This window comes from Alishewanella sp. WH16-1 (assembly GCF_001441695.1).
Taxonomy (GTDB): domain Bacteria; phylum Pseudomonadota; class Gammaproteobacteria; order Enterobacterales; family Alteromonadaceae; genus Alishewanella; species Alishewanella agri.
Map to the genome: position 1 here is coordinate 48,149 of NZ_LCWL01000122.1, position 23,703 is coordinate 71,851.

19 protein-coding genes and 1 pseudogene are annotated in these 23,703 nt (G+C 50.3%); 3 read left to right on the forward strand and 17 right to left on the reverse strand.

All coding sequences use genetic code 11. From position 1 onward, the window contains the following. Positions 1–101: 101 nt before the first annotated feature. The 10 genes and pseudogenes from AAY72_RS12725 to sdhC form a co-directional block, all read right to left on the reverse strand. Entirely contained in the window at positions 102–2,477 is a 2,376-nt protein-coding gene (locus AAY72_RS12725; protein ID WP_197408415.1) for a TonB-dependent receptor domain-containing protein, read from the reverse strand. A gap of 20 nt (positions 2,478–2,497) precedes the next feature. Then, the gene (locus AAY72_RS16860) at positions 2,498–3,073 is read right to left on the reverse strand and encodes a TonB-dependent siderophore receptor (RefSeq protein ID WP_197408416.1); all 576 of its coding nucleotides are present in this window, start codon (positions 3,071–3,073) and stop codon (positions 2,498–2,500) included. A 185-nt stretch (positions 3,074–3,258) separates the two neighbouring features. Further along, positions 3,259–4,131 carry a succinate--CoA ligase subunit alpha gene (gene sucD, locus AAY72_RS12730; RefSeq protein ID WP_008951868.1) on the reverse strand — a complete coding sequence of 291 codons (873 nt, stop codon included), beginning with the start codon at positions 4,129–4,131 and terminating at the stop codon, positions 3,259–3,261. Between the two features lie 10 nt (positions 4,132–4,141). Then, on the reverse strand, positions 4,142–5,308 hold the full coding sequence (gene sucC, locus AAY72_RS12735) for an ADP-forming succinate--CoA ligase subunit beta (protein WP_008983710.1): 1,167 nt from the start codon (positions 5,306–5,308) through the stop codon (positions 4,142–4,144). A gap of 138 nt (positions 5,309–5,446) precedes the next feature. Then, positions 5,447–6,643 (reverse strand): annotated as a pseudogene (odhB, locus tag AAY72_RS12740) (2-oxoglutarate dehydrogenase complex dihydrolipoyllysine-residue succinyltransferase); the annotation flags it as partial. Between the two features lie 62 nt (positions 6,644–6,705). After that, positions 6,706–9,516, reverse strand: coding sequence for a 2-oxoglutarate dehydrogenase E1 component (locus tag AAY72_RS12745; RefSeq protein ID WP_057787957.1), 2,811 nt, complete (start codon positions 9,514–9,516; stop codon positions 6,706–6,708). A 100-nt stretch (positions 9,517–9,616) separates the two neighbouring features. Next, a complete protein-coding gene (locus AAY72_RS12750) occupies positions 9,617–10,336 on the reverse strand; it encodes a succinate dehydrogenase iron-sulfur subunit (RefSeq protein ID WP_008608256.1) in 720 nt (239 codons plus the stop codon). Positions 10,337–10,350: 14 nt separating this feature from the next. Next, on the reverse strand, positions 10,351–12,123 hold the full coding sequence (gene sdhA / locus AAY72_RS12755) for a succinate dehydrogenase flavoprotein subunit (RefSeq protein WP_008983713.1): 1,773 nt from the start codon (positions 12,121–12,123) through the stop codon (positions 10,351–10,353). Further along, positions 12,124–12,471 (reverse strand): succinate dehydrogenase, hydrophobic membrane anchor protein, encoded by a 348-nt coding sequence (gene sdhD / locus AAY72_RS12760; protein WP_008983714.1) that lies wholly within the window; start codon positions 12,469–12,471, stop codon positions 12,124–12,126. Next, complete coding sequence (sdhC, locus tag AAY72_RS12765; protein WP_156411334.1) at positions 12,462–12,839, reverse strand: succinate dehydrogenase, cytochrome b556 subunit; 378 nt, start codon at positions 12,837–12,839, stop codon at positions 12,462–12,464. Before sdhC ends, sdhD begins: the two co-directional genes overlap by 10 nt. Before the next feature lie 364 nt (positions 12,840–13,203). Between sdhC and gltA the strand changes: the two genes are divergently transcribed. From gltA to AAY72_RS12780, 3 genes are all read left to right on the forward strand, one after another. Beyond that, positions 13,204–14,481: a citrate synthase gene (gltA, locus tag AAY72_RS12770; RefSeq protein WP_057787959.1), complete on the forward strand. Its 1,278-nt coding sequence runs from the start codon at positions 13,204–13,206 to the stop codon at positions 14,479–14,481. 142 nt (positions 14,482–14,623) lie between these two features. Continuing rightward, positions 14,624–15,838 (forward strand): aminotransferase class V-fold PLP-dependent enzyme, encoded by a 1,215-nt coding sequence (locus AAY72_RS12775; RefSeq protein ID WP_057787961.1) that lies wholly within the window; start codon positions 14,624–14,626, stop codon positions 15,836–15,838. A 2-nt stretch (positions 15,839–15,840) separates the two neighbouring features. After that, complete coding sequence (locus AAY72_RS12780; RefSeq protein WP_008983718.1) at positions 15,841–16,284, forward strand: SufE family protein; 444 nt, start codon at positions 15,841–15,843, stop codon at positions 16,282–16,284. Position 16,285: 1 nt separating this feature from the next. Here the strand turns inward: AAY72_RS12780 and tcdA are convergent, their stop codons facing one another. From tcdA to AAY72_RS12815, 7 genes are all read right to left on the reverse strand, one after another. Continuing rightward, entirely contained in the window at positions 16,286–17,080 is a 795-nt protein-coding gene (gene tcdA, locus AAY72_RS12785) for a tRNA cyclic N6-threonylcarbamoyladenosine(37) synthase TcdA (protein ID WP_057787963.1), read from the reverse strand. After that, entirely contained in the window at positions 17,080–17,796 is a 717-nt protein-coding gene (locus AAY72_RS12790; protein ID WP_057787965.1) for a pseudouridine synthase, read from the reverse strand. Before AAY72_RS12790 ends, tcdA begins: the two co-directional genes overlap by 1 nt. Continuing rightward, the gene (gene kdsB, locus AAY72_RS12795; RefSeq protein WP_057787968.1) at positions 17,789–18,541 is read right to left on the reverse strand and encodes a 3-deoxy-manno-octulosonate cytidylyltransferase; all 753 of its coding nucleotides are present in this window, start codon (positions 18,539–18,541) and stop codon (positions 17,789–17,791) included. Before kdsB ends, AAY72_RS12790 begins: the two co-directional genes overlap by 8 nt. Next, positions 18,529–18,726, reverse strand: a complete 198-nt coding sequence (locus tag AAY72_RS12800; protein WP_057787970.1) for a Trm112 family protein — start codon at positions 18,724–18,726, stop codon at positions 18,529–18,531. The genes kdsB and AAY72_RS12800 overlap by 13 nt, the downstream gene beginning before the upstream one ends. Next, positions 18,701–19,699: a tetraacyldisaccharide 4'-kinase gene (gene lpxK, locus AAY72_RS12805; RefSeq protein WP_057787972.1), complete on the reverse strand. Its 999-nt coding sequence runs from the start codon at positions 19,697–19,699 to the stop codon at positions 18,701–18,703. Before lpxK ends, AAY72_RS12800 begins: the two co-directional genes overlap by 26 nt. Continuing rightward, the gene (msbA, locus tag AAY72_RS12810; RefSeq protein ID WP_197408417.1) at positions 19,696–21,423 is read right to left on the reverse strand and encodes a lipid A export permease/ATP-binding protein MsbA; all 1,728 of its coding nucleotides are present in this window, start codon (positions 21,421–21,423) and stop codon (positions 19,696–19,698) included. Before msbA ends, lpxK begins: the two co-directional genes overlap by 4 nt. Before the next feature lie 82 nt (positions 21,424–21,505). After that, a complete protein-coding gene (locus AAY72_RS12815; RefSeq protein ID WP_231728969.1) occupies positions 21,506–23,599 on the reverse strand; it encodes a ComEC/Rec2 family competence protein in 2,094 nt (697 codons plus the stop codon). Positions 23,600–23,703: the final 104 nt, after the last annotated feature.

The following is a 23,703-nucleotide window of genomic DNA, read 5'->3' on the forward strand; positions in this document are numbered from 1 at the left end:
ACGAGATCCCATACACGAAAGACTTATTTTAAGCAGTAACTGCCTTGGGGTTAGCAACAAAAATGCCGACCGAAGTCGGCATTTTTTAACTTAACTTACAATCAGAAATTGTAAGACACATTCATAAACAGACGACGACCTAACCAGTCGTACTGACTATAGAATGCTGAAGTACCTAGCCGGGTTACACCACCGATAGCACTGACTTTTGGCGGCTCTTTATCAAACGCATTCGCCACACCAAAGGTCAGATCCAGGCCAGTGGTAGTAAACTCTTTGGTCACTGAGAAGGCATGATAAATCACGGCATCTGAGTGAAGTACCAGTTTCACCGTCTGGCCGCGGTAACTACCGGTATCACGATAGGTACCCACACCATAGCGCTCATAGTTTGATACCTCGCCAACATAACGCGCATTCCAATTAAAGGTCCAGTCTTCATAGGTTAAACCTACCATCAGGTTACCCACGTCTTTTGGACTACCGAACTCACCAGTACGGTCAATTGGATCACTGTTTGCGAACAGTTGACGTGATGCTTCCAATTGACGGGTATGTTGGTAAGTGGCAGAGAAGCGGCCAATAGGCGTATCAGTACCGTAGTTAACGGTAAAATCTAAACCCCGGTTAACCTGAGTCGCGATATTTAAATAACCACCCCTTACATCGGTAATCCGCAGATCGGTTGGATCCCGGTCAAACTGTGTACACAGCGGCTCCGTACTGAAAGTTTCTGAACTGTAACAGTTACCAACAATCTGACCTGCAGACAGGTTTGTTACTTCACCAGTGATAGTAATATCAAAATAGTCGACTGATGCACTAAAACGATGAGTATCAAACTCAGGTAACCAAACTAAACCGATAGTTTCAGATACTGAGGTTTCAGCTCCTAACTGACCAGCACCACCGCCAGTGGTGACCGTCGCAGTAATAGCGCCGCCGGCAAAGTCTGCCGGAATACCATCTGCAGCACAGTTGTTGGCAACGATTTCGCGTGTTGTGCCTGCAGCTAAACCATCGCCCCAGTTAATACAAGGGTCAATTGACCGCTGCGCAACAAAGCTGGTTTGGTTGTTAAGATATAATTCGAACAGTGCCGGTGAACGGAATGAGGTACCACGAGAGGCCCGCATCCGGAAACCATTCGCGATATTCCAATTTAGACCCGCTTTATAGGTACTGTCACTACCGTAAGAAGATACGTCGGTCCAGCGACCTGATAGTGTCAGATCCAGCGACTCCATTAATGGCAGGCTCTTAACCAGCGGCACCTGCAATTCAGCAAATACAGCACGGCTGTTATGTTCACCCGTGGTAATACCCGCTGAAGTCTGACCCCAGGCGTTGCCACGCAAGGTTTCAGGGCCAGGAACGTCATTAATAGAATCTTTCTGATATTGGAAACCGAAAGCAGAACCCAGTTGGCCAGCCGGTAATTCCATTAAATCACCAGAAATAAAGCCTTCTACAGATTGCTGTTTATAGACGGTATTACCGGTCTGTTCACCGAACAGGAAAGCCCGTACTTCTGGCGAGATATTACCGGCCAGGAACTGTGGATCTAACCAGGGCACATCGATACAAGGCACACCACGCACCGGCGTCACTTCACCGGCACAAGAACCTGAGCTAAAGTTGTACGGTGTAATAGCATCATCGTAAATTAACTTTGACTTGTAATCACCACTGCTATAGCTATTCTGGTAGGCTAAATCCCAGTACCAGTTACCAAAGTCCCCGTTCAGACCAACGACAAAGCGACGATAATCAACGGTAATCTTTTCACCGGAGTGATCAGTGATCGGTGTTGGGCTCAGCCACTGTGCGCCAGTCCAGCCTGCACTTAATGGATCACCCGCAAAGAAGTCTTCGTTGTACTTATAACTCCAGAACTGGCGATAACCATTAGTGGTTGTAGTACGACGGTTTAATAACACTTCACCATACAGGCTGGTATTATCGGTCAGCTCATAGTCGCCTTGCGCGTAGAGGGTCATCAGTTCATTTTTTGGAATCAGGGTTTCTAAGTCCTGGAACGGATGATCCGCATTGGTTACCGAATCTGATAAACGGTCATAGGCGACCGGGAACCAGCCCGGTGGAGTAACCATAAAGTCTGGATTATTTGGATCAGAAGCAAAACCCGGAATAAACTGCCCCAGGTTACCATCATAATCAAACTGCGCCTTAGCACCACCAGGTACGTTACCCCCATCGCCCTGATAATCGTAAATCCAGATATGACCCCACAATAAATCGTTACAGTGGTAATTGCCGGTTCTTGGATCGATCGGATCTGCGCGCTCACCTGTGTTAGCATCAAAGATATAGCGCTCAGCACAATTAAAGAAGCTGCGCTGGCCCTGGGCCAGTTCTTTCTGCATCTTATAGTCACCAACAACCCGGAATGAACCGCGGCCGAAGGTCTTACCATAGGTACCGTTTAACTGAAAGTTCTCACCGCCACTATCCATCGGTTGCGAGGTGTTAAAGTTCAGCGTACTCTCGTCACCTTTTTGGTGATGATGTTGATAACACCCGCTACTGCATCAGAACCATATAGAGATGAGGCGCCATCTTTCAGAATTTCAACCCGGTCAATAGCAGACAACGGTAATACGTTAGGATCAAAAGACGCTACCTGACCACGGGTACCAGCAGGGCCAGCACGACGACCGTTTAACAGCACTAAAGTACGGTTAGCACCTAAACCCCGTAATGAGATACTTTCAGAGCCAACACCACCTTCTGTTACAAAAGCAGTCGAGGCAGCGGCAGTGATCTGGTTCGAGCCCGCAGCGACAGTAGAATTACGCAGCAACTCGCCTAAATTATTAATACCCTGACTGGCAGCGACACTGGCATTAATAATTTCGATGGGTGTTGCCTGATCTAAGCCGTCGGTACGGATCCGACTGCCGATAACCTGAATACGCTCGGCTTTCTCTTCTGCTTGCTCGGTCTCAGTGTTCTGTTCTTGCGCTTGCAGTTGAAACATGGAGCCGGTCAAAATCACACCGACAGCCAGCGCCAGCGGATTTTTCCTGGATAATGGTAAAGGATTTTTCATAGAGAGTTCCCTGATATTTATTATTAAATGGCAACACGAAACTGAATCAGCGCTGAATTGCCTGATTTCATGTTAAAGCGCTGGGAACAAAAATCAACTAAAAATCAGGAATTGGCGAAAAAAAGAGCCTAAAATAACAAAACCTGCCAATGGCAGGTTTTGTTTGCATTACCGGACAGTAATAATTACCAGCCAGTCAGCTCTTTCAGGGCTTTACCGATATCGGCTAAGCTCTTCACGGTTTTTACACCGGCGTCTTCTAACGCAGCAAACTTCTCATCGGCAGTACCTTTACCACCAGAGATGATGGCGCCAGCGTGGCCCATGCGCTTACCAGCAGGTGCAGTGACACCGGCAATGTAAGATACTACAGGCTTAGTGACGTGGGCTTTGATATAAGCCGCGGCTTCTTCTTCAGCAGAACCACCGATTTCACCGATCATCACGATGGCTTCAGTTTGTGGATCTTCCTGGAATAACTTCAGGATATCGATAAAGTTAGAACCCGGGATTGGGTCGCCACCGATACCAACACAGGTAGACTGACCAAAACCGTAATCCGTGGTTTGCTTAACGGCTTCATAAGTCAGGGTGCCTGAACGTGACACGATACCGACTTTACCTGGCTTGTGAATGTGGCCTGGCATAATACCAATCTTACATTCACCCGGTGTGATGACGCCCGGGCAGTTCGGGCCGATTAAGCGTACGCCTAATTCGTCACATTTTACTTTGGCATCCAGCATATCTAACGTCGGGATACCTTCAGTGATACAGACGATCAGTTTGATACCGGCGTTAGCTGCTTCCAGGATGGAATCCTTACAGAATGGTGCTGGTACATAGATCACAGAAGCTTCGGCGCCAGTGGCATCAACCGCTTCTTTTACCGTGTTAAACACTGGCAGACCTAAATGCGTTTGACCGCCTTTACCTGGCGTTACACCGCCAACCATCTTAGTACCGTAAGCAATAGCTTGCTCAGAGTGGAAAGTACCCTGGGCGCCAGTGAAACCCTGACAAATTACTTTGGTGTCTTTGTTAATTAAAACGCTCATTGCTTACCCCTTATGCCTTGGCCGCAGCTGCAACCACTTTCTGGGCAGCGCCAGTTAAGTCGGTATCAGCAATAATGTTCAGGCCACTTTCTGACAGTACTTTCGCACCCAGTTCAGCGTTGTTACCTTGTAACCGCACAACTACTGGTACCTTAACGCCGACTTCTTTTACGGCGCCGATCACACCTTCAGCGATCATGTCACAACGCACGATACCACCGAAGATATTGATAAATACTGCTTTAACGGCAGCATCAGACAGGATAATTTTGAATGCTTCTACAACGCGCTCTTTGGTCGCACCGCCGCCAACGTCGAGGAAGTTAGCTGGCTGGCCACCGTGTAATTTTACGATGTCCATGGTACCCATAGCTAAGCCGGCACCGTTAACCATACAACCGATATCACCACCTAAAGCCACATAGTTCAGTTCCCATGAAGCAGCATGCGCTTCACGTGGATCTTCCTGTGAAGGATCCTGCATCGCTTTTAAATCCGGGTGACGGTATAAGGCGTTACCATCGATTACCAGCTTGGCATCTAAACAGTGCAGATCGCCAGCAGGCGTGATAACCAGAGGGTTGACTTCTAACAGCGCCAGGTCTTTATCCTGGAACAGCTGAGCTAAACCTAAGAAGATTTTAACAAACTGGTTAACTTGCTTGCCTTCCAGGCCCAGTTTGAATGCCAGTTCACGGCCTTGGTATGGCTGAGCGCCAACCAGCGGGTCAACAGTGGCTTTTAAGATTTTTTCCGGGGTTTCGTGGGCAACTTTTTCAATTTCCACGCCACCTTCGGTAGAGGCCATAAACACGATACGGCGTGAAGAACGATCCACTACCGCACCTAAATACAGCTCTTTGGCGATATCAGTACAGGTTTCTACCAGAATACGGCTAACCGGCTGACCTTTTTCGTCTGTCTGGTAAGTTACCAGATTCTTACCCAGCCATTTTTCTGCGAAGGCGCGAATTTCGTCCTTGCTCTTGACCAGCTTAACGCCGCCCGCTTTACCGCGGCCACCAGCGTGAACCTGAGCCTTAACAACAAACATATCGCCGCCGATCTGATCGGCTGCGGCTACTGCTTCTTCTACAGTGGCTGCAGCGATGCCTTTAGATACAGGCAAACCATATTGGGCAAACAGTTGCTTACCCTGATACTCGTGCAAATTCATGGCTATTTTCCGTTCATTTGTGATTGAAAGCTACAGCAACTGCAGCCCGTCTTGTTAGTCGGCGCGAATTATACAGCCAACCTGCTTTAATTAAAAATGCTGTGGTTAGCACCACAGCATTTTATCCGCTCTTACCGCTTAGATATCCAGCAGAATACGGGTTGGGTCTTCCAGTAACTCTTTAATGGTTACCAGGAAACCTACAGACTCTTTACCATCGATGATACGGTGGTCGTAAGACAGCGCCAGATACATCATTGGCAGAATTTCCATCTTACCGTCGACTACCATCACGCGGTCCTGGATCTTGTGCATCCCCAGAATCGCTGACTGTGGTGGGTTGATAATTGGGGTAGACATCAGAGAGCCGAATACGCCACCGTTAGTAATGGTGAAGTTACCACCCATCAGATCGTCCATCGCCAGTTTGCCATCACGGCCTTTGATAGCCAGATCTTTAATGGCTTTTTCGATTTCGGCCAGGTTCATCTTGTCACAGTCACGCAGTACTGGCGTGACCAGACCACGAGGCGTAGATACCGCGATGCTGACATCGAAGTAGTTGTGATAAACAATATCATCACCATCGATCGCCGCATTCACTTCCGGGAAGCGTTTCAGCGCTTCGGTCACGGCTTTAACATAGAACGACATAAAACCTAAACGGATACCGTGACGCTTTTCAAATACGTCCTGGTACTGCTTACGCAGATCCATAATCGGCTTCATGTTCACTTCATTGAAGGTAGTTAACATGGCGGTAGAGTTTTTCGCTTCCAGTAAGCGATTGGCGATGGTCTTGCGCAGACGGGTCATCGGTACGCGTTTCTGGCTACGATCACCGGCAGCAACCACTGGTGCAGCAGCGGCAGGCGCGGCGGCTTTAGCAGGTGCGGCGGCTAGGAATTTCTCAACGTCTTCTTTGGTAACGCGGCCGTTTTTGCCGGTGCCTTTGATTTTGCTGGCATCCAGACCTTTTTCGGCAATTAAACGACGCACTGACGGGCTTAACGCATCATCACTGTCATCGCTGGCAGCTGGCGCAGCGGCGGCTGGTGCAGCCTCTGCTTTTGGTGCTTCTGCTTTCGCAGCTGGCGCACCACCGGCAGACATCTTACCGATGACTTGCTCAGCCGTTACAGTGGCGCCAACATCATGCAGGATCTCGCCCATCACGCCATCGGCCTGAGCGACGACTTCCAGCACAACTTTGTCCGTTTCGATATCGACTAATACCTGATCACGGCTTACGGCTTCACCGGTTTTTACGTGCCAGGTGGCGATAGTTGCATCTGCAACAGATTCCGGTAATACGGGTACTTTAATTTCCACTTTTTCACCTTTAACGGTTGGTCTTATCAGTTATAACAGCCCGCCACAGCGGGCTGCAAAGCGTTTTATTTCAGGGTCAGAGCGTCATTTACCAGCGCTTGCTGCTGCTTGTTGTGTACCGACAGGTAACCAACAGCCGGTGAAGACGAGGCTTCACGACCGGCATACGTCAGCTTAGCGCCTTGCGGAATAGCGGCCCAGAAGTGATGCTGACTGCAGTACCAGGCGCCCTGGTTTTGTGGCTCTTCCTGACACCAGACGAAATCAGTCACATGCTGATAGGCTGCCAGTGCTTGCGCCATTTCCTGATGCGGGAATGGATACAGTTGCTCAACCCGGATAATTGCCACGTCTTTCTGCTCGCGCTTACGCCGCTCTTCCAGCAGTTCGTAGTACACCTTACCGCTACAGAACACCACGCGTTTCACATCGGCCGGGTTCAGCTCATCAATCTCACCAATCACGTTATGGTAGACGCCTGACGCCAGCTCTTCCAGCGTAGAGGTTGCCAGTGGGTGACGCAGTAACGATTTTGGCGACATCACGATCAGTGGCCTGCGCATTGGCCGCACCATCTGCCGACGCAGCATATTAAATACCTGAGCCGGTGTGGTTGGCACACAAACTTGCATATTGTGGTCGGCACACAGTTGCAGGAAACGCTCTAACCGGGCTGAAGAGTGCTCCGGGCCCTGACCTTCATAACCGTGTGGTAATAACAGCGTTAAACCACAGAGACGGCCCCACTTCTGCTCGCCTGAGCTTAAGAACTGGTCAATGACCACCTGGGCACCGTTGGCGAAGTCACCAAACTGACCTTCCCAGATCACCATGGCGCGAGGTTCTGCCGTGGCATAACCATATTCAAAGGCTAATACCGCTTCTTCAGACAGTGCTGAGTCGAAGACCTGAAACACGCCTTGCTTTTCATCAATATGTTCAAGCGGTGTGTAGGTGCTGCCATCGGTTTGACTGTGCAGTACCGCATGGCGATGGAAGAAAGTACCGCGGCCAGAGTCCTGACCGACAATCCGGATCCGGCTACCTTCAGCAACAGTGGCTGCATAGGCCAGAATTTCGGCAAAGCCCCAGTCGATTTTCTTCTCACCTTTCAGCATTAACGCGCGGTCTTCATAGACGCGACCGACCTGCCGTTGCAGGGCATGCGTTGACGGCACCTGAATCGCTTTTTCACCCAATGCGACCAGTTTATCCACTGCTACGCTGGCGTCATAAGGACTATCCCAATCTTTATTCAGGTATGGCGTCCAATCTACAGAAGTGGGTGCCATTGGCCGTAATTCTTCAACCACGCAATCGCCTTGATCCAATGCATCGCGGTAACCATCGATCAGCGCTTTCACTTCTTCAGCTGTGACCACACCTTCTAACTGCAGTTTCTCAGCATAGATTTCACGTGGCGTTGGATGCTTTTTAATCTTCTGATACATCAGCGGCTGGGTCGCGTTCGGCTCATCCGCTTCGTTGTGGCCATTACGACGGTAACACACCAGATCAATCACCACATCACGCTTAAAGGTGTTGCGGTAATCAACAGCCAGTTGCGCCACCAGTACCACGGCTTCCGGATCATCACCATTAACGTGGAAAATTGGTGCCTGTACCATCTTAGCGATATCGGTACAGTACGGTGTAGAACGTGTGTCTTCCGGGTTCGAGGTGGTAAAACCAACCTGGTTGTTAATCACGATGCGGACGGTGCCGCCCACTTTAAAAGCACGGGTTTGCGACAGGTTAAAGGTTTCAGCTACCACACCCTGACCGGCAAACGCAGAGTCACCGTGAATAGTAATTGGCAGAGCCAAGGAGCCATCAGTGCAACCACGACGGTCTAAGCGGGCACGCACTGAACCCAGCACGACCGGGTTAACAATTTCCAGGTGCGACGGGTTAAACGCAAGAGCTAAATGAACGATACCGCCTTTGGTTTCAAAGTCAGACGAGAAACCCATATGGTATTTCACGTCACCGGCACCCACCACTTCGTATTTACCGGCGAACTCGTCAAATAGTTTCGACGGGTTTTTACCCAGTACGTTAATCAGCGTATTTAAGCGGCCACGGTGTGCCATACCAATAACAGAGTCCTGTGCACCCTGCTCACCGGCACGGTGGATCATCGCTTTGAGCATCGGGATCATGGCATCGCCACCTTCCAGACCAAAGCGCTTGGCACCCGGGAATTTCGAACCTAAATATTTTTCCAGGCCATCAGCAGCGACCAGACCTTTTAAAATCTGTAGTTTAGTGGCTTTATCAAAACGTGGTTGTGACTGAATGCTTTCCAGACGTTGCTGGATCCAGCGTTTCTCGTCAGTCGATACGATATGCATATACTCAGCACCAATAGAACCGCAGTAAGTGCGCTCCAGGGCTTTATGCAAATCGCCTAATTTCATCGTTTCCTGACCGGCAGCGAATGATCCAACATGGAACTCGGTATCGTAATCAGCTTCAGACAAGTCATGGAATGACAACTCCAGATCACGTACCCGCGGCTGTTTCCACAGGTTTAACGGGTCAAGATTGGCATGCTGGTGACCACGGAAGCGGTAGGAGTTGATTAATTGCAGCACTTTAACCTGACGACTGTCGGCACCGCTGCCGCTGTTAACCACCACCACTTCACGGTGTTTGTTTTTAGCGAGTTCAGCGAACTGTTGCCGGACATCACTATGCCGGGTTTCGAGATCGACCCCATCGATTTTTGGTAACTTGGCGAAGAATTCGCGCCATTCGTCACCAACACTGGTGGGCTCTGCTAAGTAGGATTCATAGAGTTCATCCACATAGGCCATGTTACCACCGCCAAGATGTGAAGACTCTAACCACGCCTTCATTACACCTTCGTGCATTTAGTTTCCCTTATTTCTGAGCACCTGGAAAAAGTAGCAAAAAAACTGCCGTGCTGCATGCAGCGCGGACAGTTTCAGTTAAATACTAAAAAAGGGCGCATTACAGCGCCCGGTTTAACAACATCGATTTGATCTGTCCGATAGCTTTGGTCGGGTTCAGCCCTTTTGGACATACGTTGACACAGTTCATAATACCGTGGCAGCGGAACACGCTAAAAGCGTCATCTAAATCATTTAAGCGTTGTTCAGTTGCAGTATCGCGGCTGTCAGCCAGGAAGCGGTAAGCGTGCAGCAAACCAGCCGGGCCGATAAACTTATCCGGGTTCCACCAGAACGACGGACAAGAGGTTGAACAACAGGCACATAAAATACATTCGTACAGGCCGTCAAGTTTAGCACGTTCTTCCGGCGACTGCAGGAACTCACCGGCTGGTGGTAACTTGCTGTCGTTGATCAGGTAAGGTTTTACCTTCTCATACTGGGTATAGAACTGGCTCATATCAACCACCAGATCGCGGATTACCGGTAAACCCGGCAGTGGCCGCAGCACAATCTTACCACCTTTTAAACCAACAGCAGACAGTGGCGTGATACAGGCCAGACCGTTTTTGCCGTTCATGTTCAGACCGTCTGAACCGCAAACCCCTTCACGGCAGCTGCGACGGAACGACAAAGTGGGGTCCTGCTCTTTTAACTTTAACAGTGCATCCAGCACCATCATATCCCGGCCTTCCGGGTTATCCAGCGTGTAATCCTGCATGCGCGGCGCTTGGTCGACATCAGGGTTATAACGATAGATGGAAAATACTAACTTCTGCATCGTTGTGGCCCCTCTTAGTACTTACGTGCTTTTGGCGGGAAAGCTTCACGGAACTTCGGTTCCAGATTTACTTTACGCTTAAACATAGATTCAGTATCCGGTGTGTAAACGCTGTGGCATAACCAGTTTTCATCATCACGATCCGGGAAGTCGAAACGGGCATGGGCACCGCGGCTTTCGGTACGGAAGTTCGCCGCTACCGCTGTCGAATAAGCGGTTTCCATCAGGTTGTCCAGCTCTAAACATTCGATACGCTGGGTATTGAAGTCTGAGCTCTTGTCATCCAGACGGGCAAACTTCAGCCGCTCACGGATTTCTTTTAACTGTTGCAGACCTTCAGCCATGGCTTCACCTTCACGGAATACCGAGAAGTTCAGCTGCATGCAGTTTTGCAGGTCTTTCTTAATTTGTACCGGATCTTCACCCTGACCTGGTTTGCTGTCTTCCCAACGACGGGTGCGGGCTAAGGCGGCATCAATGTCGTCTTTGGAGGCGGCGCGGGCTTCAGCAGTTGCGGCCAGCGCTTCGCCCAGGTGTAAACCAGTAGCACGACCAAATACCACTAAGTCTAACAGCGAGTTGCCACCTAAGCGGTTAGCACCATGTACCGACACACAAGCGATCTCACCACAGGCGAATAAACCCGGAACTATAGCTTCTGAACCGTCAGCTTTTGGTGACACAACCTGACCGTGGACGTTAGTTGGGATACCACCCATCATATAGTGACAGGTTGGAATAACCGGAATTGGCTCTTTTACCGGATCAACGTGCGCAAAAGTACGTGACAATTCACAAATACCTGGCAGACGGCTTTCCAGCACTTCTTCACCTAAGTGATCCAGTTTCAGCTTGATGTGTACGCCCCAAGGGCCATCACAACCGCGACCTTCACGGATTTCGGTCATCATGGCGCGGGCTACCACGTCACGGCCGGCTAAATCTTTGGCGTTTGGTGCATAGCGCTCCATAAAGCGCTCGCCATCTTTATTCAGCAGATAACCACCTTCACCACGGCAACCTTCGGTTACCAAGGTACCGGCACCGGCAATACCGGTTGGGTGGAATTGCCACATTTCCATATCCTGCAGCGGCACGCCAGCACGAAGCGCCATACCAACACCGTCACCGGTATTAATGTGGGCGTTAGTGGTCGAAGCATAAATCCGGCCGGCACCGCCGGTCGCTAACACGGTCGCTTTGGCTTTGAAATAGACAATTTCGCCGGTCTCAATATCAATCGCCGTACAACCAACGATAGCGCCATCCTGGTTTTTCACCAGATCTAAGGCATACCACTCGGAGAACACCTGAGTGCGGTTCTTAACGTTTTGCTGATATAAAAGGTGCAACAAAGCATGACCGGTACGGTCAGCAGCAGCGGCAGTACGGGCAGCTTGCTCACCACCGAAATTCTTTGACTGACCACCGAAAGGACGCTGATAAACGCGGCCGTTTTCAAAACGTGAGAACGGTAAGCCCATGTTTTCCAGCTCGGTAATGGCTTCCGGGCCGGTTTTACACATGTATTCAATGGCGTCCTGGTCACCGATATAATCCGAACCCTTAACGGTATCGAACATGTGCCATTCCCAGTTATCTTCATGGGAGTTACCCAGTGCTACCGTGATACCGCCTTGGGCAGACACGGTGTGCGAACGGGTTGGAAACACTTTAGACAATAAGGCGCACGTTAAACCAGACTGGGTAATCTGCAGCGCCGCACGCATACCTGCACCACCGGCACCAATGACGATGGCATCAAATTCTCTTACTGGAATAGTCACTTAAGCACCCCACAACACAAATAAACCCACTGCCACATAACCGAAGGCAATCACATAAAGGACAAACTGCAATACGGCGCGCAGTCTGGCGCATTTCACGTAGTCAGTCAGTACCTGCCACAAACCAATACGGGTGTGGATGGCAATTGAGATCAGGGCGAGTAAAGTGAAGACTTTCATCAGTGTATTGGCAAATAACCCCTGCCATACTTCGAAAGTAACCTCTGGGGTAAAGAGGAAGAAACCTAAGATAAATAAGCTGTACAGTGCCAGTACAATAGCGGTGGCACGCAGCGAAACGTAATCCTGAACGCCGTCGCGTTTCAGGCTAGCCTGATTCAGAACCATACCCATACTCCTGCTAATACTGCTAATACAATCCACAAGCCGATTGTGATTTTGGCGCTCAGGTTACCGGAATCTAATTCCTCCCAATGGCCCATATCCATAATCAGATGGCGAACGCCACCCAGCAGGTGGTAGGTCAGTACAGTAATCGTACCCCAGGCGATAAATTTCGCTAAATGTGAATTTAGCAAGGACTTAACGTAGTCAAAACCCTCAGCACTTTGCAATGAAATCGCCCACGCCCAAATCACAAACAGCAGCGCGAAAAACATTGCAACACCGGTAACCCGGTGCAGGATGGAGGCTTTGGCAGTCGCAGGTAGAGAGATAGTCGATAAATCGAGATTTATTGGTCTTTGCTTTTTCACAGTTACTTGCCCATCGATGCCCGTGTAGAGCGTAGTTGTCATTATTGTCGCTGTAAAACCAGTGACATCCCAACGCCAATATACTCTTTATGCCCGAAGCTGGTTCAGCAAAAAAGCTGGTGTCAGGTGAACTGCTTTTACGCCGCCAATAGTATATATTTCATGAACCGCTATTACAATTTTTGTTTGGTTTTACACGGAAAATTCCGCAGGTGGAAATTTACATAAATCGTCACTGCGGGCAATACGACTAGAGTCGAATACTTATTCAACGATTAGTCTTTAGAATTGACTTTCAGGTGTGGTTTGCGAGTAGAATAGCCCAAACCCTAATATCCGATACTACAACAATAGGAGAAATCCAATGGCAGATAAAAAGGCCATCGTGCAGATTGATGGTAAGACCTTCGAGCTCCCCATCTATTCTGGTACGGCTGGCACTGACGTAATCGACGTACGTACTCTCGGGGCACAGGGCTACTTCACTTTCGACCCGGGCTTTATGGCTACCGGCTCCTGTGAATCGAAGATTACTTACATCGACGGCGACAACGGCGTACTGCTACACCGTGGTTATCCGATTGAGCAACTGGCTGATAAATCAAACTATTTGGAAACCTGCTACCTGTTGTTAGAAGGTGAACTGCCAAATAAAGCGCAGTACGAAGATTTTACGCACACCATCACCCGTCATACTATGGTGCATGAGAAAATCGCCGCTTTCTTTCAGGGTTTCCGTGTTGATGCGCACCCAATGGCGATGCTGTGTGGTGTGGTAGGCGCAATGTCATCTTTCTACCACTCGGACTTAGACATCAATGATCCGATGCAGCGCAAACGCAGTGCGCATCGTTTAATTGCCAAGCTACCGACCATCGCGGCGATGGCGTACAAGTACACTGTGGGGCAACCATTCGTTTATCCACGTAACGATCTGAGCTACTCAGAAAACTTCCTGCATATGATGTTTTCAGTGCCAGCCGAAGAGTACAAAGTCAGCCCGGTACTGGCCAAGGCCATGGACCGCATCTTTATGTTGCATGCTGACCACGAGCAAAACGCGTCAACCTCTACTGTACGTTTAGCCGGCTCATCAGGTGCTAACCCTTATGCTTGTATCGCTGCCGGTATCGCCTCACTGTGGGGCCCGGCGCACGGTGGCGCTAACGAGGCCTGCCTGAAGATGTTGCAGCAAATCGGTTCAGTTGAGCGGATCCCAGAGTTCGTCGCCCGTGCCAAAGATAAGAATGACTCTTTCCGCCTGATGGGCTTTGGTCATCGCGTCTACAAAAACTTTGACCCACGTGCCAAGGTGATGCGTGAAACCTGTCATGAAGTGCTGAAAGAACTAAACATTAAAGACCCATTGCTTGACGTCGCAATGGAGCTGGAGCGTATTGCCCTGTCTGATCCGTACTTCATCGAGAAGAAACTGTATCCAAACGTCGATTTCTACTCCGGTATTATCCTGAAAGCTATCGGTATTCCAACCAGCATGTTCACGGTAATTTTCGCCATGTCACGTACTGTCGGCTGGATTTCACATTGGGACGAAATGCTGTCTGATAAAGGCCACAAGATTGGCCGGCCACGTCAGCTCTACACCGGTTATAACGCCCGCGATTACGTTAGCAAGCGTTAAGTTAGTGCGGTTGTCCCCTCCTGTTAAAAGCGGCTGTTAAGGCCGCTTTTTCGTTTTTGCATTTTTATGCAACGCCAAGGCTGCTGAAATTGCAAAAAAACGGCATAATAATGCCCTTTTAAACTGTCGGACGCCCTTGAACATGGCTGCTTTTAACCCGCTGGAGTTTCGTCAGCATTTTCCGTTCTTTCAAAGCCAGCCAGACTGGATCTATCTCGATAATGCGGCAACCACCCATAAGCCGCAACAGGTTATCGCCGCCGAGTTGGCGTTCTATCAGCAAGCCAACAGTAATGTGCATCGGGGTGCGCATCAGCTCAGTCAACAAGCCACCGCCCTGTATGAAGATGCCAGAGAGACTGTTAAGTCTTTTCTGAATGCCCGCTACCGGGAAGAGATTATTTTTACCAGTGGTACCACAGCTGCGTTTAACCAGCTGGCCTTTGGTTTGATGCACAGCCTGTTAAAACCTGGCGATCGCATTTTGATCAGTACCCTTGAGCATCACGCTAATATCGTACCCTGGCAATTACACTGTCTAACACAGGGTGTCATTCTGGATGTAGTGCCTTTAGACTCACAGCTAATGCCAGATCTTGAGGCTTATCAGGCCTTACTGACTCTCAAACCCAAGGTCGTCAGCCTGACACAGGTTTCCAATGCGCTGGGGCATGTTCTGCCGCTTCAGCAAATGCTCAGTGCTGCCAAGGCTGCCGGCGCCATTACAATCGTCGATGGTGCTCAGGGCATAGCCTGGCAAGTACCTGATCTACAGCAGTATCCGGCAGATTTTTATTGTTTTTCCGGCCACAAACTCTATGGTCCTACCGGTATCGGCGTGCTCTACGGTAAAACAGCGTTGCTGGAACAACTTAAGCCATTATTAGGTGGTGGCGAAATGATCAGTGAAGTCAGTTTTCAACAAAGTAGTTTTGCTGCCCTGCCCGCCCGTTTAGAGGCTGGTACACCTAATATTGCCGGTGCGATCGGGCTGGCTACCGCCATTCGCTTTTTGCGTCAGTTTGACGCTAAGCTAATAAATCAGTATAAAGGCAAGCTATTACAACAATTTGCCGATGGGCTTGCTGCGATCCCTGGTTTACGATCACTGACTCAGGTGACGCAGAGTGCGGGTATTTTGAGCTTGCAACTGCTTAACGAACACCCGAATGATTTGGCGGTGTTGTTAAACGAGCAAAAAATCGCTGTACGGGCGGGTAGCCATTGCGCTATGCCATTATTTGCCAGTTTGCAGTTACCCGGCGCCGTACGTTTTGCTTTTGCGCCTTATAATCTGCCGACTGAGGTTGAGAAAACCCTAGAGGCTTTACAGGCAGCTACTGATATTCTGAGGTAAGGATGTTACAACAACTTATTGCCGATACCGCCAATGGCTTACAGCAGATCTGTCAGCATGAGTTGCCGTTACTGCAACAACCCGCGGATTGGCAAACTAAGTATCGTTTGTTGATGCAGTTAGGTAAAAAATTACCCGCCCTGCCAGAAAAAATGCGTCAACCCGAATACCTAGTACGCGGCTGTGAAAGCCGTGCCTGGTTGTTGCATTATCAGGACCCGGTAAGCGGTAAACATTTCTTTGTGCTGGACAGTGAAGCCCGTATTGTTAAAGGCTTACTCGCAATTATGCTCTGCTTTGTTAATGGTAAAACCAGCGCTGAACTAACCGATGTCGAGCTGAGCCGGCATTTTGATGCGCTGAATCTGCGGCCCTATCTCAGCCAATCACGCGGTAATGGTTTAAATCTGATGTTGCAACGGATCCAAACCGTTACCAGTGCGTGATTCAATCTCCGGCCTGACTTTTGCGACTGAGTTTAATCAGTAACCTTGATACCGCTGCCAGACCAAAACTGGCAGTAACCACGGTTGCCGCGCCAAAACCTCCTGCGCAATCCAGCCGCATTGCGCCACTGTTATCCGGCTTCTGCTGACAAACTGTGCCATCGGCAGCAGGATAGCGTAGTTGCTCGGTAGAAAACACGCAATCTACACCAAAACGACGCTTCGGATTACGGGTAAATTGATGGTCGCGCCGCAACATATTGCGTACTTTCGCTAACAGCGGATCATTAAAAGCCTGCGTCAGATCGGCGATTTGTATTTGTGTTGGGTCCAGCTGTCCGCCGGCGCCGCCGGTAGTGATTAACGGAATTTTACGCCGCTTACACCAGGCTATCAGTGCAGTTTTCGCCTTAACTGAATCAATAGCGTCTAACACGTAGTCGACTGGTTTCCCCCCCAACAACTCGGCCAGATTATCCGCCGCGATAAAGTCGGCTACCTGATGCACCACGCAGTCCGGATTAATCTGCCGGATCCGATCCGCCATTACCGCGACCTTATCCTGGCCAACAGTGCTGCTAAGTGCGTGTAATTGGCGATTAATATTACTGACACAAATATCATCCAAATCAATCAACGTCAGTTCACCAATACCGGAGCGGGCCAGCGCTTCAGCCGCCCAGCTACCAACCCCACCAATACCAATCACAACCACATGCGCCTGCTGAAAATGCAGCAAGGCTTTTTGACCATACAACCGGGCGATACCGGCAAAACGGGTTTGATAATCTGACATTACTGATCCTGCTCTGCATCAACCACAGCCAAAGCGGGTGCCGCTGGCCAGGGTAAACTAATCGGGTTCTGCCAAGCAGTTGGCAGCCCCATTTCGAATAACTGTTGAAAATACGCACCATGATCTGGCCAGCACTGATACTGATAATGCTGGCCAAATAAACTAAAACTCAGTGCACAGGCATGCAGATAGACTCGGTCAGCCGCGGCGCCGCCATACAGGCTGTCACCCAGGATCGGCGCGCCGACACTTTTCAATGCAACCCGAAGTTGGTGGGTTTTACCGGTATAAGGCCGTAGTAAAAAAGCCCGAAACGGCGCATCCTGATAGCCCTGACTGACAAAATAGGTAACAGCCGGAGCCGCACCGGCTTCAGCCAGACGCCAGGCTCCACGCCGTGCCGGTTGCATCGCACCTTTTACCCAGCCTTGTTTTTTCTGCGGTTTAGCCGCACTTAATGCCAGATAACATTTAGTGATCTGTCGACTGGCGAACAACTGAGTTAACGCCGCCGCTCCAGCTGGCTGCCGGGCAAGAATGAGCAAACCTGAAGTCACTTTATCCAGGCGATGCACAGCATAGAGTTTTTCAGCAAACTGGGCTTCCGCCAGCGCCACCAGTCCGGGGCCCTGCTCGGAGTGAAAACTGACGCCCGCGGCTTTATTTAACACCCAAAACTGCGGCGTTTCAGCGATAACAGAAAAGGCGTTAAGCATGGTGCTCGGCGTGGGCAATAGCGCGCGCTAAATCTTCCGGTGTATCAACACCCATCGCCGGAGGCACACAGGCATCAGCGACATGAATACTTTCCCCCTGCCACAACACCCTTAGCTGTTCCAGCGCCTCAATTTGCTCCAGCGTGGAAACCGGCCAGCTGACATAATCCTGAATAAAGCCGGCACGATAGGCGTAAATGCCAATGTGCCGCCGGTAATGTTGGCTTAGCGCTGACTGAAATGCCTGATCACGGTCAAACGGGATCGCGGCGCGGCTAAAATACAAGGCATAGCCCTGACGATCGGTCACGACCTTGACGATATTCGGGTTACCGATTTCTGCAGCGTCAGCAAGGGGGACTGCCAGCGTCGCCATCCGCGCTTTCTGTTGCGCAGCCAGGTTGCCGGCAACCTGGTCAATCAGTTGTGGCGGGATAAAAGGTTCATCGCCCTGCACATTAACCACCACCGTATCAGCAGCCAGACCCAGTGTCCTGACTACTTCAGCCAGCCGCTCGGTACCGGAATTATGGCTAGCCCGGGTGATACAAACTTCACCGCCAAAGGCTTCGACATGTTGACGGATCCGCTCATCATCGGTTGCGACTAAAACGCGCGCCGCGCTACTTTGCTGCGCCTGACGGTACACCCGCTCAATCATGGTTTTGCCGGCGATCTGTGCCAGCGGTTTGCCCGGTAAACGACTACTGGCGTAGCGTGCCGGAATGACCACTACGAACGCCATTTTTCACACTCTTCAGCAGATAACACCACCGCTTCATTGGCCAGCAACACCGGAATATTATTACTTAAGCGGTAGGCCAGACGGTCAAAGGTACAAAGCAGGCGCTGCCCCTCTTTGTCGTACTTTAGTTTACCTTTACAGACCGGGCAGGCCAGAATATCAGTCAGTGCCGGATTGAGTGCCATAACGACTCCGTAATTGTTGCAATAAGGTAGTTAGTCGTGTTGTCGCAGCCAAATCGGGATGCGCCACAACCGGTAAATAGTGCCAGTCGGCTTTGGCAAAGGCGCGGCATTTTACCGCATCTTTTTCGGTCATCAGTAATGGACCGGATAACATATTAAAATCGTCTGCCTGAAACGGATGGTGATCGGGCCAAAAATGACAATGCTTAATTTTAAAGCCTGCCAGTTCAGCCGAGCGGCGAAAACGCCCCGGATTACCAATACCGGCCACCAACTGAATTTCGGTATCGGGTTCCAAGGGCGGGGCATCAGGTAACAGTGGCTCAGCCTGACCACTTTGTAGCGTCATACCCGCATGCGCCAGCGCCGAATAACCACTGTTCGCAATCACCAGATCGACACTGGCCAGGCGTTTCGGCAATTCCCGCAACGGACCGGCAGGCAGTAACCAGCCATTGCCTAATCCGCGTTGCGCATCCAGTAACACGATTTCCAGATCGCGGGCTAAGCGGTAATGTTGCAAACCGTCATCTGAGATAATTAAATCGACCTGCGGCCGTTTTTGTAACAAAAACCGCCCGGCAGCAACCCGATCCGGCGACACCACTACCGGGCAGCCGCTGCGCTGCGCTAACAAGAGTGGTTCATCACCAACCAAAGCGGCGTTATCCAGCTCGGCCACTAAACGCGGCGCTTTAACTTTGCCACCGTAACCGCGGGAAATAATGCCAGGGGTATAGCCTTGCGTCCGCAGGTAATCACACAACCATAGGGTAAAAGGCGTTTTGCCGGTACCGCCTACGGTAATATTGCCAACAATAATCACCGGTACGGGCAGGCGTTCGGTTTTTTTCAGCCCCAGGCGATATAACAAGCGCCGTCCGGCACTAAGTAAGTAAAATAGCCCGCTTAAAGGCAGCAGTAACGCGCACCAGCGATGTTTTTGATACCAACCCTGCTCCAGCACGTTCATTTTTCGCTGCCAAATTGCAATTTATGTAAGGACGCATAGGCACCGTCAGCGGCCAGTAATTGTTGATGGGTCCCCTGCTCCAAAATCCGGCCCTGATCCATCACGATAATATTATCGGCTTTTTCAATGGTCGACAGGCGGTGTGCAATAACGATACTGGTGCGGCCCTTTAACAATACATCCAATGCTGCCTGAATTTTGCGCTCCGATTCAGTATCTAATGCCGATGTCGCTTCATCCAGGATCAACACCGGCGCTTGACGCAACAGTGCTCTGGCGATAGCAATCCGCTGGCGCTGACCACCGGATAAGCTGACACCATTTTCTCCGATCTGGGTATCCAGACCATCCGGCATTTTCTCGGTAAATTCCAGCACATGGGCCTTTTCTGCAACGTCCATTAATTGTTGCCGGCTTACCGGCGTTGCCATGCCATAACAGATGTTATTAGCGATGGTATCGTTAAATAACATCACGTGCTGCGATACCACCGCAATTTGGCTACGCAATGAGCTACGGGTGTAGCTTTGAATGTTCTGACCATCCAGTAAAATCTCGCCCTGCTCTACTTCGTAAAAGCGTGGCAATAAACTTGATATCGTCGTTTTACCACTGCCAGAGCGACCAACTAAGGCTACCGTCTGCCCGGCTTTTACCTGAAAGCTGATATCGTTTAGCACCTGCTGTTGATGGCCCGGGTAATGAAAACTGACATGACTAAACTCAATCTCCCCCCGGGCATGCTGAAGTTGGCGCTTGCCTGTTTCCTGTTCCGTTACCTGATCCATAATATGAAAAATACTGGCTGCTGCCGCCAGACCACGTTGAAATTCGCTATTAACCGTGGTCAGCTGTTTTAACGGTTTTAACATCATCACCATTGCCGTGACGATGGAAGAAAAGATACCTGGCGTCAGGGTATCCAGCATCTCGGGTTGACTGGCCATAAACACCACGAACGCCAGCGCGAAGGAGGCAATCAGTTGGATAACCCCTGAGCTGATGGCAGAGGTCGCATCCATCTTGACCCCTTGCAACCGAGTTTGATTATTCACTACAGCAAAACGCTGATCTTCCAATTGCTGGCCACCAAATGACAGGATCACTTTATGGCCATTGAGCATCTGCTCAGAAGCCGTGGTAACCCCACCCATTGCCTGCTGAATTTTATGACTTAGTTGCCGGAAACGTTTAGAGACCAAACTGACGATAACCGCGATAATGGGGGCGATAAGAAAGAAAATCAGTGACAGTTGCCAGCTATACCAGAACATCACCACAATCAAACCGACAACCAAAGCGCCATCGCGCACCAGCACAATCAGAGCCTTGGTCAGTGATTGTTTAATTTGTTCGGCATCATAAGTAATTTTGGAAATCAGTTCCCCGGTCGAATGCTTGTCATGAAAGCTGACCGGTAACCGCATCATATGGGCGAACAGCTGCTGCCGCATATCCTTGACGATCTGGTTACCAACCCAGCTCATACAATAGGTGGCGGTAAAATGAAAAATACCGCGCAAAATAAACATCACAATCACCACCAGTGGTGCGTAGCGCAAAAAATCGGTATCTTTCTCTTGAATACCCCGATCGATAAAGGGTTGTAGCGATGCGATAAAACCCGCATCGACCGCAGAATAGCCAATCATACCGACGATAGCGGCAATAAAACCCACGCGATAGGGTTTCAGGTAACCCAGTAAACGACGGTAAACCGCCATGCTAGTAGCGTTATCTGACTGCAAAATAAGCACCTTTTTTATTATATCGCGCTATTCTAGCGCGTTCTGATCCGAGTTTCAGCTACTGCGTTGGCTTTTCTGTCCAGCGCGGCCAGCGGCGTTGACGCTCAGTGTGCAACCTGAAGTATTGCGGTTGAAACTCGATACTCACCGCTCCCTGCTCGCCGCTATGGTGTAAGGGTAAGTTTAGTAAGCCAAGCCGCGGCCGCACGGCTTGCACCGGATACGGATGCGCGCCCGCACTGTTAGCAGCCAGCAGCAGCTGTACCGGCGCCAGCTGTTGTAAAAATGCCAGACTATTGGCGGTGGCGCGACCATAATCCGCCAGTAAGTACCAATCAGCGGTCAACTCCGGGTAAGCTAACAGTAATTGCCGCTCGCTGTGCACGCTCAGTTTACCGGGCAATAGCAGCTGCCAGCCATTTAGCATTATCGTCAATACGCAAGGATCTTGCTCTGGTAACCGCCAATGCCGGACTGTAGTCGTGTAAGCCGCCGCTAACTGTTCACAGCTGGAAGACTGCCCTGTTGCTGCCGCGGCCGTGTACAGCTGTAGCTGCGGATAAGCTTGCCGCAACGTTGCCAGCGCGGGTTGCATCTCACGCTGATACGCCGGCACCACCACTGCATCCAGCCCCGATACCCGATAATAAGCCAGTAAAGGCAGTATCTGCTGCTGCAACAGTGCCTCGCTTTGTTCTACAGGTAAATCCAGATACAACAGCGTTAAACCGGCTTGGCGTAACAGCAACACCGTACTTTGCCCGCTGTCTAATAAAGTCAATTGTGCCGAACTCAGTTTAGCGGGTAATACCGCAAACAACATGGTAGCCGATAGCAATGCCAGAACACTCGCTTTGGCGCGAACTACCAGCACCGCTACGACCAACAACAACAGCAGGCATGCCCCAACCATTCCCAAATATGGCTGACTCCACCACAGATCAAGATCTGCGCTTAGCGTCAGCCAATAATTTAAAGGTCGCAATGCATAATCACTGAGCTGCCATAACACCCCGGCAAAAGGCAACCCAGTAAGATAGTACAGCAGACTCATTAACAGTAATGGTATCGCCAGCAAGGTACACCAGGGCACAAACAGCAGGTTGGAAAGCAACGCCAAACCACTAAAACCGGAAAAAAATGCCAACGTGAGTAGCGCCATTAAACTGGTTAACAACAGATGAAAACGAAAGAAATAGCGACAGCGCTGCCAAAACTTTCGCGGTGCCGGCCCCAGGCGCCAGAGCAGCAATAAAATCAGCGCTACCGCTGACAGGGATAACCAAAAACTATAACTTAACAACCAAAACGGCTGCAGCAGCAATAAACTGCAGCATAAGAGTCCCCAATAGCCGGCAGGATTAGCCGGTCTGAGTAGCAAGCGGCCAAGCAAAACAATCAGCAGAGCCAAGGCGGCCCGTAAGGTGGGGATCGCGAAGCCTGCCAACCAGGCATAAGCCAGTGCCGGCAATAAAGCCAATAACATGGCCAGATTCATCGCCTGACGCAGACCGCAACGGCGCAATAGCCAGCTTAGCAGTAACAAACTCCAGCCATAAACCAAACTGATATGTAAACCGGAGATCACCAACAGATGCCCCAGACCACTGGTGCGTAGCCCTTGCCAGAGTGTGGCATCAAATTCACGTTCACCGCTGACCAGTGCCCGCATTAATACCGCCGTATCCAGCGCGGCATACTGCTGTTCAAGTTTAAGTAGCAAAGCTTCGCGCATCGGTTGGGTTTGCCGAAGCTTGATCGTCGGCTGACTGGTGTTGACATAGCCGTGTGCCACCACCTGATTTAATAATGCCCGTAATTCGGGATTTGGGCTGCCGGGGTTAAAACGACCAGAGGGTGCTTTTAATCGCAATGCCAAGCGCCAATGCTGGCCGGTTGCCAGTGCCGGAGGCTGTTGCCAACTGACCTTGAGCCGATATCCTGCCGCCTTACCGTTAAGCAGTTGCAACAATACCGTACTGTCGGTGTTACGCTGCTGTACGTCGAGGAGCTTAACCTGATAGAAATCCAGACTATTTTGCAGTACCCATTGCTGAGCCTGATGGTACTGCGTCAGCTGCCAATGCCAGCTGGCTAAAAAGCCACAACACCCCAGTAATAACCCATTTCGCCAATAAGCGGCCTGGATCACTAAGAGTGCAAAAATTATTGTAAAAAATGCTGGCAGAAGCGGCAAAAATAACGACAATAGACAACCAGCCAGCACACCGTAACAGATCCTGTGCATATTTACTT

What these genes read in the sequence shown, in the direction of transcription:
- AAY72_RS12725 (WP_197408415.1), bottom strand. Translation starts at nt 2,477, where the DNA reads ATGGATAGTGGCGGTGAGAACTTTCAGTTAAACGGTACCTATGGTAAG.
- AAY72_RS16860 (WP_197408416.1), bottom strand. Translation starts at nt 3,073, where the DNA reads ATGAAAAATCCTTTACCATTATCCAGGAAAAATCCGCTGGCGCTGGCT.
- sucD (WP_008951868.1), bottom strand. Translation starts at nt 4,131, where the DNA reads ATGAGCGTTTTAATTAACAAAGACACCAAAGTAATTTGTCAGGGTTTC.
- sucC (WP_008983710.1), bottom strand. Translation starts at nt 5,308, where the DNA reads ATGAATTTGCACGAGTATCAGGGTAAGCAACTGTTTGCCCAATATGGT.
- AAY72_RS12745 (WP_057787957.1), bottom strand. Translation starts at nt 9,516, where the DNA reads ATGCACGAAGGTGTAATGAAGGCGTGGTTAGAGTCTTCACATCTTGGC.
- AAY72_RS12750 (WP_008608256.1), bottom strand. Translation starts at nt 10,336, where the DNA reads ATGCAGAAGTTAGTATTTTCCATCTATCGTTATAACCCTGATGTCGAC.
- sdhD (WP_008983714.1), bottom strand. Translation starts at nt 12,471, where the DNA reads ATGGTTCTGAATCAGGCTAGCCTGAAACGCGACGGCGTTCAGGATTAC.
- gltA (WP_057787959.1), top strand. Translation starts at nt 13,204, where the DNA reads ATGGCAGATAAAAAGGCCATCGTGCAGATTGATGGTAAGACCTTCGAG.
- AAY72_RS12775 (WP_057787961.1), top strand. Translation starts at nt 14,624, where the DNA reads ATGGCTGCTTTTAACCCGCTGGAGTTTCGTCAGCATTTTCCGTTCTTT.
- AAY72_RS12780 (WP_008983718.1), top strand. Translation starts at nt 15,841, where the DNA reads ATGTTACAACAACTTATTGCCGATACCGCCAATGGCTTACAGCAGATC.
- tcdA (WP_057787963.1), bottom strand. Translation starts at nt 17,080, where the DNA reads ATGTCAGATTATCAAACCCGTTTTGCCGGTATCGCCCGGTTGTATGGT.
- AAY72_RS12790 (WP_057787965.1), bottom strand. Translation starts at nt 17,796, where the DNA reads ATGCTTAACGCCTTTTCTGTTATCGCTGAAACGCCGCAGTTTTGGGTG.
- kdsB (WP_057787968.1), bottom strand. Translation starts at nt 18,541, where the DNA reads ATGGCGTTCGTAGTGGTCATTCCGGCACGCTACGCCAGTAGTCGTTTA.
- AAY72_RS12800 (WP_057787970.1), bottom strand. Translation starts at nt 18,726, where the DNA reads ATGGCACTCAATCCGGCACTGACTGATATTCTGGCCTGCCCGGTCTGT.
- lpxK (WP_057787972.1), bottom strand. Translation starts at nt 19,699, where the DNA reads ATGAACGTGCTGGAGCAGGGTTGGTATCAAAAACATCGCTGGTGCGCG.
- msbA (WP_197408417.1), bottom strand. Translation starts at nt 21,423, where the DNA reads ATGGCGGTTTACCGTCGTTTACTGGGTTACCTGAAACCCTATCGCGTG.